Annotated in this window: 15 protein-coding genes; 6 read left to right on the plus strand and 9 right to left on the minus strand. The window is 44.2% G+C overall.

Going from position 1 to position 16,653, the window contains the following annotated elements:
• Positions 1 to 304 precede the first annotated feature (304 nt).
• Positions 305 to 1,555 (minus strand): serine hydroxymethyltransferase, encoded by a 1,251-nt coding sequence (glyA, locus tag AC3CH4_RS11720; protein ID WP_017084166.1) that lies wholly within the window; start codon positions 1,553 to 1,555, stop codon positions 305 to 307.
• A gap of 347 nt (positions 1,556 to 1,902) precedes the next feature.
• On the opposite strand from glyA, the gene AC3CH4_RS11725 reads away from it, so the two are divergent.
• The 3 genes from AC3CH4_RS11725 to AC3CH4_RS11735 all read left to right on the plus strand — a co-directional run bounded on the left by AC3CH4_RS11725 (position 1,903) and on the right by AC3CH4_RS11735 (position 5,178).
• Positions 1,903 to 2,505 (plus strand): YitT family protein, encoded by a 603-nt coding sequence (locus AC3CH4_RS11725; protein ID WP_488542983.1) that lies wholly within the window; start codon positions 1,903 to 1,905, stop codon positions 2,503 to 2,505.
• A gap of 89 nt (positions 2,506 to 2,594) precedes the next feature.
• A complete protein-coding gene (locus tag AC3CH4_RS11730) occupies positions 2,595 to 4,103 on the plus strand; it encodes a winged helix-turn-helix domain-containing protein (RefSeq protein ID WP_146457463.1) in 1,509 nt (502 codons plus the stop codon).
• Positions 4,104 to 4,248: 145 nt separating this feature from the next.
• Positions 4,249 to 5,178 (plus strand): hypothetical protein, encoded by a 930-nt coding sequence (locus tag AC3CH4_RS11735; protein ID WP_171312514.1) that lies wholly within the window; start codon positions 4,249 to 4,251, stop codon positions 5,176 to 5,178.
• A 98-nt stretch (positions 5,179 to 5,276) separates the two neighbouring features.
• On the opposite strand, the gene treC is transcribed toward AC3CH4_RS11735, so the two are convergent.
• From treC to gmhB, 5 genes are all read right to left on the minus strand, one after another.
• Positions 5,277 to 6,962 carry an alpha,alpha-phosphotrehalase gene (gene treC / locus AC3CH4_RS11740; RefSeq protein WP_428785292.1) on the minus strand — a complete coding sequence of 562 codons (1,686 nt, stop codon included), beginning with the start codon at positions 6,960 to 6,962 and terminating at the stop codon, positions 5,277 to 5,279.
• A 140-nt stretch (positions 6,963 to 7,102) separates the two neighbouring features.
• Positions 7,103 to 8,527, minus strand: coding sequence for a PTS trehalose transporter subunit IIBC (treB, locus tag AC3CH4_RS11745; RefSeq protein WP_016791314.1), 1,425 nt, complete (start codon positions 8,525 to 8,527; stop codon positions 7,103 to 7,105).
• Between the two features lie 204 nt (positions 8,528 to 8,731).
• Positions 8,732 to 9,676, minus strand: coding sequence for a trehalose operon repressor TreR (gene treR, locus AC3CH4_RS11750; protein WP_488542984.1), 945 nt, complete (start codon positions 9,674 to 9,676; stop codon positions 8,732 to 8,734).
• Positions 9,677 to 9,765: 89 nt separating this feature from the next.
• The gene (locus AC3CH4_RS11755; RefSeq protein WP_171316892.1) at positions 9,766 to 10,101 is read right to left on the minus strand and encodes an MliC family protein; all 336 of its coding nucleotides are present in this window, start codon (positions 10,099 to 10,101) and stop codon (positions 9,766 to 9,768) included.
• Between the two features lie 118 nt (positions 10,102 to 10,219).
• A complete protein-coding gene (gmhB, locus tag AC3CH4_RS11760) occupies positions 10,220 to 10,771 on the minus strand; it encodes a D-glycero-beta-D-manno-heptose 1,7-bisphosphate 7-phosphatase (RefSeq protein WP_488542985.1) in 552 nt (183 codons plus the stop codon).
• A gap of 240 nt (positions 10,772 to 11,011) precedes the next feature.
• Here gmhB and metN point away from each other — a divergent pair, with 240 nt between their 5' ends.
• From metN to AC3CH4_RS11775, 3 genes are all read left to right on the plus strand, one after another.
• Positions 11,012 to 12,046, plus strand: a complete 1,035-nt coding sequence (metN, locus tag AC3CH4_RS11765) for a methionine ABC transporter ATP-binding protein MetN (protein ID WP_114633916.1) — start codon at positions 11,012 to 11,014, stop codon at positions 12,044 to 12,046.
• Positions 12,036 to 12,719 carry a methionine ABC transporter permease gene (locus tag AC3CH4_RS11770; RefSeq protein ID WP_004734372.1) on the plus strand — a complete coding sequence of 228 codons (684 nt, stop codon included), beginning with the start codon at positions 12,036 to 12,038 and terminating at the stop codon, positions 12,717 to 12,719. Before metN ends, AC3CH4_RS11770 begins: the two co-directional genes overlap by 11 nt.
• Before the next feature lie 81 nt (positions 12,720 to 12,800).
• Positions 12,801 to 13,610 carry a MetQ/NlpA family lipoprotein gene (locus AC3CH4_RS11775; protein WP_488542986.1) on the plus strand — a complete coding sequence of 270 codons (810 nt, stop codon included), beginning with the start codon at positions 12,801 to 12,803 and terminating at the stop codon, positions 13,608 to 13,610.
• Between the two features lie 92 nt (positions 13,611 to 13,702).
• Here the strand turns inward: AC3CH4_RS11775 and AC3CH4_RS11780 are convergent, their stop codons facing one another.
• The 3 genes from AC3CH4_RS11780 to syd form a co-directional block, all read right to left on the minus strand.
• Entirely contained in the window at positions 13,703 to 14,908 is a 1,206-nt protein-coding gene (locus AC3CH4_RS11780) for a carbohydrate porin (protein WP_488542987.1), read from the minus strand.
• Between the two features lie 404 nt (positions 14,909 to 15,312).
• A complete protein-coding gene (locus AC3CH4_RS11785; protein ID WP_428783355.1) occupies positions 15,313 to 16,089 on the minus strand; it encodes a Zn-ribbon-containing protein in 777 nt (258 codons plus the stop codon).
• 4 nt (positions 16,090 to 16,093) lie between these two features.
• A complete protein-coding gene (gene syd / locus AC3CH4_RS11790) occupies positions 16,094 to 16,639 on the minus strand; it encodes a SecY-interacting protein (protein ID WP_488542988.1) in 546 nt (181 codons plus the stop codon).
• Positions 16,640 to 16,653: the final 14 nt, after the last annotated feature.

The following is a 16,653-nucleotide window of genomic DNA, read 5'->3' on the forward strand; positions in this document are numbered from 1 at the left end:
CAAACATCAGCCCTTTTTAGTACCTGCCTTTCTGTATTCTCAGATAACCCAACGCTCATACCGACCAATACAAAAAAGGCCCCTATACAGGAGCCCTTCAAATCGTATGTTTCAATCAAATAGATTTAGTTCAAGGAAAAGGCGCGGAGTTTTCAGCACCTTTCCCTAAAACAAAAAGGGACTCAATGAGCCCCTTTAAAAGTACTTTTCAAAGTAGTCGTTTGAAATTTTAGGAGAGCACGCGGAGCTTACGGATGTAAGTGAGCATGCTCGACAACGAAGTTCAAATTACTACGAAGAAAAATTAAGCGTAAACCGGTAGACGCTTACAGATCTCTAGTACTTTTGCTTTAGTTGCTTCGATAACAGACTCATCACCCATGTTATCTAGGATGTCACACATCCAACCTGCTAGCTCTTTCGCATCGGCTTCTGAGAAACCACGACGAGTAATAGAAGGAGAACCGATACGGATACCTGAAGTAACGAACGGGCTACGTGGGTCGTTTGGTACTGAGTTCTTGTTCACTGTGATGTTAGCTGAACCTAGTGCTGCATCTGCTTCTTTACCTGTGATGTCTTTGTCGATTAGGTCAACTAGGAACAGGTGGTTCTCTGTAGAACCTGAAACGATGTTGTAACCGCGAGCTAGGAATTCAGCAACCATTGCTTTTGCGTTAGCAACTACGCGTGCTTGGTATTCTTTAAACTCTGGCTCTAGAGCTTCTTTGAACGCTACTGCTTTACCAGCAATAACGTGCATTAGAGGACCACCTTGGCCGCCAGGGAATACTGCTGAGTTCAGCTTCTTGTATAGATCTTCGCCTTCGTTAGAAAGGATAAGACCACCACGAGGACCAGCAAGCGTTTTGTGCGTTGTTGTTGTAACAACGTGAGCGTGTGGAACTGGGTTCGGGTAAACACCTGCTGCGATTAAACCAGCAACGTGAGCCATATCTACGAAGAAGTAAGCACCTACTTTGTCAGCGATTTCACGCATGCGCGCCCAATCACAAACTTGAGAATAAGCTGAGAAACCACCGATGATCATCTTAGGTTTGTGCTCGATTGCGAGAGCTTCCATCTCTTCGTAATCGATTTGGCCAGCTTCATCGATACCGTAAGGAATGATGTTGTAAAGCTTACCAGAGAAGTTTACTGGAGAACCGTGCGTTAGGTGACCACCGTGCGCTAGGCTCATACCTAGAACGGTATCGCCAGCATTCAATAGCGCCATGTATACAGCGTTGTTAGCTTGAGAACCTGAGTGAGGTTGTACGTTCGCGTATTGAGCGCCAAACAGTTCACATGCACGTTCGATTGCTAGAGTTTCAACTTTATCTACGAACTCACAACCGCCGTAGTAACGCTTACCAGGGTAGCCTTCAGCGTATTTGTTTGTAAGTTGAGAACCTTGAGCTTCCATTACACGTGGGCTTGTGTAGTTTTCTGAAGCGATAAGTTCGATGTGCTCTTCCTGACGAAGAGTTTCTTCTTGGATAGCTGCGAATAGGTCTGCATCGTAATCAGCAATGTTCATGTCACGCTTAAGCATCTGTATCTCCTGACTCAGATTGTACTGAAAGTTTCAAAAAAACCACACAACGACCGAAAGCAAACGTTTCCGTCACCGTTTTGATGTGACGCATTCTACATAATTTGATCTAGGTCATAAAGAGCTAATTGCAATTTTATCATGCAGTTTTTTCATAATCACATATAAGATTCATCATGGTTATTAAGCTTATCCAACCAAAGATGACGCTTACTGTCAATTTTACGCTTTACACCCTGTAAAACGCAGATTACATAGGTTTACCTTAATTTTACCCCTCAAGCTACCGAAAGCTAAGGTTTTTCTCTACTATGCACGCCTTTATTGGTTAGGTAATTATTAAAACGATGGAAAAACACTCACGTAAAGAAGATTGGGTAGCTATTCTCACTGGCACGTTTTTAGTGGCGTTAGGCGTCTTCTTTTTACAGTCAGCGAACCTGCTTACCGGTGGTACTACTGGCTTGGCTCTGCTTTTGAGTCAATTCTTACCTGTAACCTTCGGTATTTTGTACTTTGTGGCCAACTGTCCATTCTATTTATTAGCGTGGAAACGATTTGGCCGTAGCTTTGCCATTAGCAGTGCAATTGCTGGTGCGTTAGTTTCTGTGTTTGCTGATCATTTATACCTAGTTATCTCACTAGAAGTTCATAACGAGATCTACTGTGCTGTTGCCGGTGGCTTATTAATGGGCTTAGGTATGTTAATCCTATTCCGTCATCGCTCCAGCTTGGGTGGCTTCAACGTATTATGTTTGTTCATCCAAGACCGCTACGGCATCTCTGTAGGTAAAACTCAGATGGGCATTGATGCCTGTATTCTGTTTGCTTCTTGCTTCTTCGTATCGCTTTGGGTAATTGCCGTTTCGGTATTGGGCACCGCAGTATTGAACATCGTATTGGCAATGAACCACAAGCCTACTCGTTATTCGGTCAACTACGCGTCTTAATTCCAGTTATCCAATCAATGAATTACTAGCTGTTTTTCATAACAAAAACAGCTAGTATTTAGCTTTTATAAGCTACCCTCTCTTTTCTTATGCAAGATTACCTCTCTAACGCCAAAGACACTCAAACCTCGATCTCTATTGAAGGTTTAGAATTCAACCCAGTCACACGTGTCTTGAGTAGCAACGAGCAGGTCATCGATTTAGAACCTCGTTCTATTGAATTACTCGAACTGTTTCTTACTAGCGTGGGTGAGCCTATCGCAGCTGAGCAGATCATCGAATCAGTTTGGCAAAGTAACTTCATTTCAAAGAATGTTCTCACTAATAGAATCAGTACATTGCGTTCTGTATTGCAAAAGCACCTACCAGAAAGCGATGCTACTAAGATCTTGGTGACCTATCCACGCAAAGGATACTTTCTCAATCCGAGCTCAGTGAGTCTGGCCAATACAGCAGTCGAAATTACAGAAGTAACCGAGCCACCTCAGGCCAGCCAAAAGACGTCGCCGCTTAACCTCTTATTACTGTCATTCTCTGTTGTGTTGCTGATAAGCACCGCGACTCTAGGTTATATGTTTTGGCACTCGTCAAACCAAGCCTCCGAGCTAGAACGCACACAGAGGCTGATTCCTAAGGTCGAACTATTACTGAACCGCATCGATGCCATTGGTGATAATGCGAGAACGCGCCGAAAATCCGTTAAAGCGCTACTGCTCCAACAGCAAATTGAATACGCTTATACCGATTTAGCCAACCAAGATGCTCCGAGTTACTTCGTTGACCCAATAGACAGTACTCCTTTCTTTCCGGGCGCAAAAAACATGCGTACCAGTGACTACCTGCTCAATATTCAATTAAAGGATCAGGAGGTCGATACAAGTCTTGCAGCTAAAGTCAGCCTTATTTATCCAAGCTCGGGCAAGCTTGCCTTTCGTGGGGTCTACTCAATAGAGTTAGATAACCTCAATGAAGACTTGATGGAGATAAATAGAGAGCTGGCAAACTACTTTGCTCTACCTGCTCCGCTATCACCAGAATGGTCTGTCAGCGATAAAGAACTAAACCATTTGCTTAATGAACAAACGCTAAAGCTGGATAGCGTGCCACTCAACGTGATGACTGCAACATTGATTGCACGACAAATGGCGCTCTTTGAGACTGACCACCAGCGACTGATCAGTTTCACTAGCCTTGTGCAAACACGCTTTAAGTTGATTCCCGATGAGCTCAAACTCTGGCTTGGGATTATCCACTTCAAGTTAAGAGACCTGCAAACTGCCAAAGAGTTTCTGACCAATACGGCGGGTAACTCGACCATCGAGAACGCACTGGTCTATATGATGATTTCCCATATTGCCTACAAGCAAGGGGATATGGATAAGTTTCGCCTCAACTACATGGAATCCTTGGTCGCGTTACTGCGAGTGGTTCCTTCAGAAGAGTTGTTTGCTCGCTTATCCAAACCTGAGTCGAAATCGACCTGTCTCCAGCCTTGGAAAAATCTAAAATTGAGCATCAATGAGCCACTGATCATCAAGCAATGGGAAAACCTAATGCTTAACTACTGCACGAATGTCGGCCATCAATTTTCCGAATGAATAAATATAAATCACTTAAAAACAATAAGTTAAACATAAATTAAGATCTTATGTATCTTCGTTTTTTGCCCTATTAACCCTCTCAACAATAGCATTCCTAAAAACAACAGGCCGCTCTAGGCCAACTATATTAGGAATGCTCAACATGAATAAATCTATGACGCTGCTTGCGACTTCTCTCTTTGCTTTATATGGCTGTGGAGGTGGCTCTTCTTCATCAGGCTCAACTGGTACAACTCAGTTCGATTACCCGATCAACAACTCTCAGTTTGCACCGAAGAACATCACACTATTATCGTACCTAGTATCAGAAGATGGTGAAGAGAACACAGTGTTGGATCTTGCATACCGAGACATCAGTTCTGAACTGATGTTGGCCAATATTCAGTTGGAATTGGATAAGCTAGCTATCTCTAACACTACTAAAGGTGTTGCTGAACTAGAGAAGCTAAAGGCAACGGTAGAGAGCATGGTAAACAGCGGTATCAACGACTTCTATGCTGCAGATGTGACGGTGCAAAGTGAGACAGACAGTGAGCTGTTTTACAAAGGCAGTGATGGCTTTGTTAACTCAGTTGATGCCAATATAGAATTGAGCAACGGTGAGACTGTCGACTTTTTAGTGACCAACCCAGTATTCAAATCCTCAGGCAGTACAGTAAAAGAAAAAAGCCCAAATATTAGCCACAGCAGTAGTTCAGTCGGGCTTTCGTTTGAGGTTACTACTGGCCAACTAGAAGCCTTGCTTGATGATTTTTATGAAGGTGATATTGATGATTTAGGACCGTCAGACACACAATGTGAATTCCATTGGCAGCAACAAGTTTCTGAAAATGGTCAGCGCTCAACGGTAACGGTTAAAGGTAAGAAAATTGAAACGGCGTACCTGAAAGTTGAAAACACTTACAACGTTGTTTGTGATGGGTATGATTCAGCTGAATTTCAAAGCAATACCGAGACATGGTTTAACCCAAATTTTGGCGTTGTGAAAATGATGGACTGGGATGAAAAGAATGGCACGCAACTGAGCGAAACAGTGTGGGTTCTCGATTCATTTACGGTCAATAAAGGCTAAGCAATCGAATAAGACGTCAATGTTAAATTAGAAGAAAGCTTTGAGCCTGACATTTGGAATTCAGGCTCAAAGCTTATACTCGCATAGGGGAACGAGTATTATTGCTCTATCAAGAGAATTCTTGTTTCATACGGTCGCAAGATCATCGTATTTACAGAAACTGGCGACGGATCTTCAGGGTAATTCCCCAATAGCAATTGCGCTTCATCCAGATCAAGTTCGTTAGGCAACTCAACCTGACACGCTTCACCATAATAGTTGTTAATGCACAGCAGAGTTTGTCCTTCACTCTCACGAGAGTACGCAAATACCGACGGGTGCTCAGGCAATAAATCTTGATAGCTGCCATGAGTAATCACGGACACTTCTTTACGTAACTCAATCAAACTCTTATAGAAATAGAATACCGAGTCTTTATCTTCAAGCGCTTGCTCAGCGTTGATCTCAGTGTAGTTATTCGCAACATCTAACCATGGCTGTGATAGCGAAAAGCCAGCGTACGTCTCACTGTTCCATTGCATTGGTGTACGAGAATTATCACGTGATTTCTGCGCTAAAATAGCCATCATATCTTGATGAGCCACACCATCACGGTTCACCATGATGTCGTACATATTGGTACTCTCTACATCACGATACTGGCTGATCTCGGTGTAACCCGGGTTGGTCATACCAATCTCTTCACCTTGATAGATATACGGTGTGCCTTGCATCATGTGGACTGACGCAGCAAGCATCTTGGCTGATTCAACGCGATATTGCTGGTCGTTACCCAAGCGGCTCACGACTCTTGGTTGGTCGTGGTTACACCAAAATAACGCCCCCCACCCTTTGCCGTTCAAACCGGTTTGCCAGTGATTGAAGATCGACTTGAGCTGTAAGAAATCAAACGGTGCATTGGTCCACTTCTCACCATTGGTGTAATCAACCTTAAGGTGGTGGAAGTTAAACACCATTGATAGCTCGCTGTTATCAACATTTGAATATTGCTGACAATGTTCCAACGTGGTTGAAGACATCTCGCCGACGGTCACGCTGCCGTATTTCTGGAATACCGCTTCGCTGATCTCTTTCAGGTATTCGTGCACACGTGGACCATCGGTATAGAAACGACGACCATCACCGATATCATCGTTAGGGAAATCTTGTTGCTTCGAAATTAGGTTGATCACATCCAAGCGGAAACCGTCAACGCCCTTCTCAGCCCAGAAGCTGATAACGTCTTTCACTTCTTCGCGTACAACCGGGTTCTCCCAGTTGAGGTCAGCCTGTTCTTTGGCGAATAAGTGTAGGAAGTATTGCCCTGTCGCCTCATCGAGTTCCCACGCATTACCACCGAACTTAGACTGCCAGTTAGTTGGTGCTTGGCCATCTACGGGATCTTTCCAGATATAGTAATCGCGATACGGGCTGTTTTTATCGCCCAAAGCAGATTGAAACCATGCATGCTCTGTCGAGGTATGGTTTACCACGATATCCATCACGATGCGAATGCCACGTTGATGCGCTTCAGACAGCAGTAAGTCGAAGTCTTCCATGGTGCCGAATTGGGGGTTAATCGCATAATAGTCTGAGATATCGTAACCATTATCGATCATGGGTGACGCGTAAACTGGGGTTAGCCAAATCGCATCCACGCTCAAATGTTTGAGGTAATCCAGTTTCGAAATGATCCCTTTGATATCGCCAGTACCTTTATTGCCGCTGTCACAAAAGCTCTTTGGGTAGATTTGATAGATGGTTGCGGTTTTCCACCAGCTTTCATCATGTTCAGTCATCGCCATCTCTAACACTCACTTACCAGAAAATATAAAATAAAAATCACCATGTGAATCATGGTCGAATAGCCGTTATAACTAAAAGAAAAAGCTATAAATAAGAGAAAAAGCGATGACTTACCTGAAGTCATCGCTTGTTAAATGCATTACGCGTTGGCGGTTTCTAGTTCGCCTTTCATCTGTGCTCGTTTATAGAAGAACAATGTCAGCGTTATCGGCAGTACAACCGCCACCAGCATCGCGACTAAGTAAATCGACCAATATTGAGGCTGAATCGATAAGATACCCGGCAAGCCACCAACACCGATACCATTCGCCATCACACCTGCACTACCACAGATTGCAGCCGCTGCGGCACTGCCGATCATTGCGCTCAACATAGGGAATTTGTATTTAAGGTTGATGCCGTACATCGCAGGTTCCGTTACACCTAGGTAAGCAGAGATTGCTGCTGGTACCGAGATGTCTCGTTCACCTTCACGTTTACTCAAAATAATGATGCCGACAACCGCTGAAGCTTGTGCAATGTTTGATAGTGCAATCAAAGGCCAGATTGGTGTGCCACCTAAGTCTTGCATTAGTTGTAAGTCCACAGCATTGGTTGTGTGGTGAATACCCGTAATAACCAAAGGTGCGTATAGGAAGCCAAATACCACGGAACCAAGAATCGCGAAGTCACCAGTCATTGCGACTTTGGCAGCGAAAGCCACACCATCACCCAACATACGACCAAATGGGCCAATAAAGGCGTGAGCTAGAATCACAGATAAGATGATCGAGACAAATGGCACAACAACTAGGTACAGATAAGAAGGTACAATGCGCTTAAGGTTTGTCTCAATGAAGGCCAGAGCCACACCCGCTAACATTGCGGGGATCACCTGAGCTTGATAACCGACTTTCTCAATCACGAACAAGCCAAAGTCCCACACCTCAGGTACCGATTTACCTATCATGTAAGCGTTCATCAACTGTGGAGAAACCAAGGTCACACCGAGCGTGATACCCAAAATAGGGGTTCCGCCAAGCTTCTTAACCGTCGCCCAACACACACCAACCGGTAGGAAGAAGAAAATAGCTTCGCCGATCAACCATAAGAATGAGTGAACGGTTGCCCAGAATTGGCTGATTTCAACTAAGGTTTTGCCATCGAACATGCGAATGTCGCCAATCACATTACGGAAACCAAGAATCAAACCACCAGTAATAATGGCAGGCAGCAGTGGTACGAAAATTTCGGCTAAATGGGAGATACCACGCTCAAGGAAGTTCATGTTCTGGCGAGCAGCCAACTTCGCCTCATCTTTTGATGATGCATCTTTGCCAGTTTGCTCAATCAAAAGTGCGTACACCTCATCAACCTCGGTGCCAATCACGACTTGGAATTGACCTGCGTTAGTAAAGCAGCCTTTTACCAGCTTAAGCTTCTCTAGTTCTGCTTTGTTCGCTTGTTCCGTATCGTTCAATACAAAACGCAGTCGGGTCAGACAATGGCTGACACTTGCAATATTCTCTTTGCCACCGACTAACTCGATAAGACGCGCAACGTCTTGCTTCGCTATCTTACTCATACTACCCCACCCTGGTTTCATTCAATTACTCATCTAAACCATGTAGCTATAACCACTCGGATTTAGATCTATGGGAACATTCCCAATTACGGTCGTTATAATGCCCATATGAATGATAAATTAAAATGGGAACAGTCCCATTAATTGAAAGAGATCACACTCTAATTTTAATCTAAGCAGTTCAATTTCGCTTGATTGAGTGGATTATAGAATCGGAGATTGAGTGTGATGAGAGATCTCTGAATTGCCTAAAAGCTGAGAGATCAATAGATTAGCGGCCAATTTACCTGCAGATTGATACCCAGGATCAATGCTAAATACTCGAGGGAACAAGAAAGAGAGAAGATCATTGCCACCGACACCAGTCACCACCACATCTTCACGTTGTAGCTCTTGTAGACGTTTGATTACGCCAAGAGCCAATGTGTCACTGGCACACACAATCGCTTGAGTCGCAGGAGCAAGCACCTCATCCACCAACTGATAAGCGCTTTCATGATGAAGTTGACCAGTACGATAGTTCGCAATTGAACCTGTATTTTCACACCACTCGAGATAAGCCTTAAGACGCAGTTCACCGGTTGATTTGTCACTAGGATCAACGCCAATGAAACCAACCTCAGAGATCCCCTGATCTGCTAAATGCGTTAACGCACTATTGATCACCTGTTGGTTATCATAGTTAATCGACGTCACGTTCTCGGTATCCAGAGCAATCACCACCGCTTTGTGTTCCCAAGCTTCAATCGCAGGAATATCACAGTCAGTAAAGCCGAATACAATAATGCCGTCTACATTGCGACGCTTGAGAACCTGCAGATGCTCATTGGCTTTTTCTCTATCAAGCTGACTTTCCATGATCACGACGTCGTAATCCGCTCGATACAATTCGGCCAGCATCGTACTTACCGCTTTGTTTTCAGAAGGAGAGTCCAGACGAGAAATGATTACGCCGATGACTTTTTGACTGCCACCACGCATAGACTGTGCAGACTTTGAAGGCGAGTACCCAGATTCTTGAATTACTCTTTCCACCCTTTCACGGGTTTCAGGTTTCACTTTTGGATCATTGGTCAGAACGCGAGATACAGTTGACTTACCAACACCGGACAGCTTAGCAATATCGAGAATAGTGAGTTTTTTGCTCATAAAAAGTCTAACGTTAAAGGGAAGAGAGGAAAAAGCGAGGGCATAACCCCTCACTTAACTGTTTGTAAATCCTAGAAGTTAACTATGACTTACTTTCGGCAATTTTTATAGACGACACGACCAAGTTCTAGACGTGCGTTGTCACCTTTAGTGCGTAAAGTGACACTATTGATCAGTTCAGAGGTTCCATCATCTAAGATGTACTTCGTTCCTGAACCTGCCGCTATTTGAGTTAGGCGATATTCATTCTCTGGCAAACGTAATACCGCTTTTTCATTACCAAGGTAAGCGACCTTAAATGAAGCGTCAGACTCACATTGATAAGTCACGAATTGGTCATCCGAGACTGCACTATCAGGCGCCGCGGATTGAGAACACCCGACTAACGCTACCGTACATAGAGATGCTGCCAACAATGCTTTCATACTGCGTTCCTCATCTTTATATAGTTAACGGCGCTGATATCTTATTTATGGGTTAGCACCCCAGTTGACTGGTTAGAACCGACGTAATAAGTAAGCCTGTTAACGATAGGAAAATGTATCAGCCTTTCAGGAAAGCTGGTACATCTTTAATGCTATCTAGCACTGCACTGGCAAGTGCCTCACCCTTTTCAGTCACGGGTTTACCGGTTCTCACCAATACTCTGGTACCAACACCAGCGGCTTCTGCGGCCATCATGTCTTCAGCTTTATCGCCAATCATGACCGAGTTAGCCATATCAATTTTGAGAAAGTCACGCGCTGAAATGAACATACCAGGTTTAGGCTTGCGACATTCACAATCTTGCTTGTAGTCGCCAATGCCGTGTTCAGGGTGATGAGGACAGTAATAGATACCATCTAACTCAACACCATTATCGACAAAGTTCCAATCCATCCACTGTGTCAAAGAAAGAAAACGATCTTCGCTAAACTTGCCACGAGCAATACCAGATTGGTTGGTCACAAGTACCAATAAATAGCCCATATCTTTAAACGCTTTTGCCGCTTCAAACACACCATCGATGTATTCAAAGTCATGCTCATCATGTACGTAGCCATGATCAACGTTAATCACACCATCACGATCTAAAAAAACAGCAGGTTTAGACAAAATTCAGTTCTCTATCAACTCTCTATTAATCATTAATTATTACACGCTTTATTTGCTTCATCACTATCTATTTAGTTTTGCGTTCGTTAACGATTTGTTTCTACCTTAGCAACACAATCGACGTTTAGCCGTCTAGACGTAAAAATATCTATTGACTTAGATCATAGAACACCATAGCATCGTCTGTAAATCGAGCGAGCTATCGACATATTATTCTGTTCCACCTGCACGGGTTTCTCTATGATTAAAGTGAATCAAGTCAACAAGGTTTTTTATCAAGGCACTAAAGAAATCAATGCCTTAATCGATATCAACCTTCACATACCTCAAGGTCAAATCTTTGGAGTTATCGGCTCTTCGGGTGCAGGCAAAAGTACTCTGATCCGTTGTGTAAATATGTTGGAAGCCCCGACCTCAGGTGAAGTGATTGTTGACGGTATTGACCTGACAAAACTCAGTAAATCAGAACTCAGCGAAGCTCGCCGTAACATCGGCATGATCTTCCAACACTTCAATCTGCTGTCTTCTCGTACTGTATTTAACAACGTAGCACTGCCTTTAGAGCTTGCTGGTAGAGATAAAGCTGCGATTGAAGCGAAAGTCAGTGAGTTACTTGAGCTTGTTGGTCTATCGGATAAGCGTGATACCTACCCTGCGAACTTAAGTGGTGGTCAAAAGCAGCGTGTCGCGATTGCTCGTGCGCTAGCGTCAGACCCAAAAGTATTGCTATGTGATGAAGCGACCAGTGCGCTGGATCCAGCAACGACTCAATCTATTCTTGAGCTGCTACGTGAAATCAACCGTAAGTTGAGTATCACTATCCTACTGATTACTCATGAAATGGATGTGGTTAAAAGCATCTGTCACGAAGTCGCGATCATTGGTGATGGTGAGTTAGTAGAGAAAGGCACCGTAGGTGAAATATTCGCACACCCTAAAACAGAGCTGGCACATCAGTTCATTCGTTCAACGCTCGATCTAACGATTCCTGAAGATTACCAAGCACGTTTGCAAGAGACTCGTGTAAACAGCAGCTATCCACTGGTACGCCTTGAGTTTACAGGCGCAACCGTTGATGCTCCGTTGATGACGCAAATCGCACGCAAATTCAACATCGACGTCAGCATCTTAAGCTCTGACCTTGATTACGCCGGCGGCGTGAAGTTCGGCATGATGGTTGCTGAATTGTTCGGCAATGAAGCAGATGATAATGCTGCTATCCAATTCCTACGCGACAACAATGTAAAAGTAGAGGTGCTTGGTTATGTCCTTTAGTTTCAACGAGATTGCTGACTGGATCAGCCTTAACGGTAACCTTCTATTAGGCGCAACAGGCGAAACTCTTTACATGGTTGCTGTTGCAGGCATCGTTGGTTTCGCTGTCGGTATCCCATTAGGCGTGATTCTACATACGACTAAAAAAGGTGGCCTATTAGAGAACACCAAGCTAAACAAAATTCTTGGTGCGGTTGTCAACGTAGGCCGTTCAGTGCCCTTCTTAGTACTGATGGTTGCGATCATCCCACTGACTAAGATGTTGATTGGTACCTTCATCGGTACAACAGCAGCGATTGTTCCACTAACAATTGGCGCTATCCCATTCGTGGCTCGACTTATCGAAAGTGCGCTACTTGAAGTACCAACAGGTTTAGTAGAAGCCGCTCAATCAATGGGCGCAACACCAACACAAATCATCAATAAGGTTCTGCTTCCTGAAGCACTTCCGACTATCATCAACTCAGTAACGATTACGTTAGTGACTCTGGTGAGCTACTCAGCAATGGCCGGAACTGTAGGCGGCGGTGGCCTAGGTGATGTCGCGATTCGTTACGGATTCCACCGCTACGATGTGACCATCATGGCAGTGACAGTAGTAATGTTGATTGTGCTTGTACAAATTATTCAATCAATCGGTGATTCATTGGTTCGCCGCGTTGACCACAGATAAAGACTCAGCGTTAAAACGCAAACTATCTAAGACAAGAGTCGTCTGAACCAAATTAAATAGATTTATTAAAAGGAGATTATTATGAAATTTAGCCTTAAAGGTTTACTGACTATCGCAGCGGCAGCTTCAGCGCTAGTACTAGCAGGTTGTGGTGAGAAAGGAGTGGATACTTCTAAAATCAAAGTTGGCGTAATGGCAGGTGCTGAAGCACAAGTTGCAGAAGTAGCGGCTAAAGTCGCAAAAGAGCAGTACGGCCTAGATGTTGAGTTAGTGACGTTCACAGATTACGTAACACCAAACGCAGCACTGGATGACGGCTCTATCGACATCAATGCATTCCAACACGCACCGTACCTAGATCAGCAAGTGGCTGACCGTGGTTACAAGCTAACAATCGCTGGTAACACGTTTGTTTACCCAATCGCGGGTTACTCTAAAGAAGTGAAATCTGTAGACGAAATCCAAGACGGCGCTCGTATTGCAGTACCAAACGATCCAACTAACCTAGGTCGCTCTCTACTGCTTCTTGAGCAACAAGGTCTGCTTGAGCTTCGTGAAGGCGCTGGTCTTCTAGCAACCGTTCGTGACATCGTTGGTAACCCTAAGAATCTAACGATTGTTGAGCTAGACGCAGCTCAACTGCCACGTTCTCTTGATGATGTTGCACTGTCTATCATCAACACAACTTACGCGAGCTCTATCAACCTGACTCCGCAAAAAGACGGCATCTTCGTTGAAGACAAAGACTCTCCATATGTAAACCTAATCGTTTCTCGTGAAGAAAATCTAAACGCTGAAAATGTACAGAACTTCGTAAAAGCTTACCAAACTGAAGAAGTGTACAACGCAGCTTCTGATATCTTCCAAGGTGGCGTAGTAAAAGGTTGGTAATCACCTAAACTACAGCAATCTATAGATATCCGAAGGGGTTGACATAACGTCAGCCCCTTTTTTACTGGTTATGATTTACAAGAAAGTTCTACTTACCACCAAGCTTCCACTTGCATACCAACGCTCATTTCACTGTTTTTACCTTCACCGAAAGCATTGTCATTTTCAGCATCGTTTAGATAAGTAGCAAAGATACGGAATTCAGGACGAGACCAGAAACCCACTTGTGGAACCCAAGCCTGAGCGATTGTGAATTTACCACCCGCCCCATCTTTGTTATCGATAGTTTCAACAAAGCCACCAATTTCAAGAATGGTACGCATACGCTTGTCCCACTTGTAAAGCGGGCGAATTACCGCACTAAAAGAATCATCATCGCTATTATTGGCGCCAACACCGGTTGATGCTGCATAACGAACAGTGTGGCCAAACTCGATGTTCTCGCCAATCGCAAGCACGCCCCAGTTAATCAATCGGAAGCCCTCGGCGTCATTATTGCTTGCATCACGTACGATACCCTTACCGGTACCAAAGGTTGTCATCTGCTCTGCATAACCAGAGTTAGCAACCTGTAGAATCGTTTTATTGAAGCCATCTGAAAGGTTTTGATTCAAGCTTGCCGTTAGCATTACACTGTCATCCGCGTCGATCGTTTGACCTTGTTTTTCATTGGCGAAGTTCATATCAATACCGACTTCAAGATCCGCATTTTTCCACAGTGGAATCCCGGCATAACGCGCGTCTGCAATCATGGCTGTAGTTTCTTCCCCATCAAAAACATCGCCCGTAACGGTGTCTTGAATCAAAGCGACCGATAATTTGCCTGGCCCCATATTGATGTGTTCAACACCAGCACCAATACCACTTACGTCCCAGTAGTAGTTATCAACGATGTGTACATCATGACGCTGGTAGTAACGTTCACCCGCCCAAATTCCAATGTCCTTATCTTCAAAAAGCCCCACAGCCTGAACATTCAATTGCACCACATCAACGCTTTTATCCGCTGCGTTTTCATCTTGGCCTTGCCAGTACGACAACATGGAATCAACTAAAAATGAAACGCCGTCCTCTGCATACACCTCTTTCTTAAAACCAAACTCACCATACAGGTCATTTTCGTTGCCGAGTCGGCCAACTTTACTCACCTCCCACTTGCTGTTTGAGCCGCCTTCATTACTCAGGCCAACGCCTCCGCGCATATAACCATTAAACTCCAATGGCGTAGTTTCATCAGCGTATAAATTAGGGGCAAGTAAAGCAGTAGAGAGTGCAGCAGCAATAGGTAACAGTTTCATCGTCCATTCCTTTCAGATCTAGAATCAGGTTATTTTTACAAATGGGAACATTCCCATGGGATCGATCCCATTTATATTGAGAAGAATATAAATTGAAAGAGAACTGATTGATTATTGTGATCAGGCTAACTATTGATGTAACTAAAAGTTGATGGGTGTTGGATTATTTCTATGAATACGTTGGAGCTACAGAAAGAGGGGAATATCACGTTCTGTACCTACTTGGGGGGAACAGTAGTTAACAATTAGGGGGAATAAAGATTGGGGAAAAATAGCTTGTGAGTCGCGAAATCGAGTAAGAAAACAAGATGGTAAACGATTAATATAAAAGGGAAAATCGATATCGGAGCACTTAAGCAATACTCCGACACCTAAAATATGACGTTTAAATAACCGCCAAAGGGTTACTTCAGGTGATCCCAAGAGATGTTTGACACCAATCGGCAGTCATCACACTTGAAATAGAAAATATCGTGAATAGGCGCATCAAGCAGCCATTCTCCACCGCACTGAGGGCATTTACGCTCTTTTTCAGCTTTCAGGCTGATCCCACCGACACGATATAAGTAGTAATAAGTTGGAATCTTAGTCAGAAATTCAATGCGCCCTCTCAAGCCCCAGCCGCGTTTAAACAATACGCTTTTGGTATCGCTAATCTCGGTCAGCGTTGCATGTTCAGCACGGCAACCCCCGCCCATTTGTACTTCATCACAGGCTTGCCATTCTGTCTGCCATTTCAACACGGCTTTATGGTCACCATTGAAGGTTGGCGGGTTGCGGTACAAAGGGATCGGCAACAAGCTATCGCCACTACGCAGCGGCGAACAGGTATGCACGAATGTCGTGTATAACACCTGCCAACTTGGCGTTTCATCTTCTGCCACTTCTTCGGAATTAAGATCTCGACCAAGCAAACGCATTTTAGGCGCTAGTAGACTCGCGTTAGACAAGCGATCAAAACACACTTTCACGAAATCTGAGTGATTACGCGGGTGCAAGCTATCTTGCTCCGGGCATACAACGCGAACATAAAATTCGCCGTCGCCCATCACGATTGGAAACTCACGACCTAACACTTGTCCGTTATAACGAAGTGCGTCCATCAAGCCATTAACCGCCTTATCGACAGCGCTGACCGTTGTGTTATCAAAACACTCAAATTGAAGTTCTAGTACGTACATCTATTTATACCGCTGGTTGTAACTTTTCTAAAAATTCTGCCAATGTCTCGGCTAATACATCACGATTTTTGGTGCCTAAGCGCTCTAGAATCACGTTACCCGTTAAGTTACAGATAGAGATCACATCCAGTTCAGCATCAGTCGCGGCAATGAAAACCGTTGGTTTTAGCTTTAGACGACGCTGAGTCACTAGGTGACCCAAAATGTTTTCTTGTAAGCATTCGAAGTCTTCATCACTCCAAATCTGTAACAGAGTCAGCTCATTACCATCAAAAGTCGCGTTCATATCTGCGCTGAATTGTGCGCCGTAGAAAGTTTTGATGTCTTCGTGCAGAGTCAATTCAATTCCGGTTTCAACGTTGGTGAAATCCGCGAATTGCTCACGTGGATAGCTTTTCCATAACACGGCGTCGCCACTCTTTTCTTCTACGCATGGCGATACGATGTCCACCAACTCCTCATTACGAGGTAAGCTTTGGTGTTGCTGCTGCCACGCGTCAACGTATCGCTGACTAAAAGAAAGTAGTGCGTCTTGAGCACGTTGAGTCATGAAAATCTCCTAAA

The sequence above is a fragment of the Vibrio sp. QJM3NY_26 genome, from assembly GCF_057786005.1.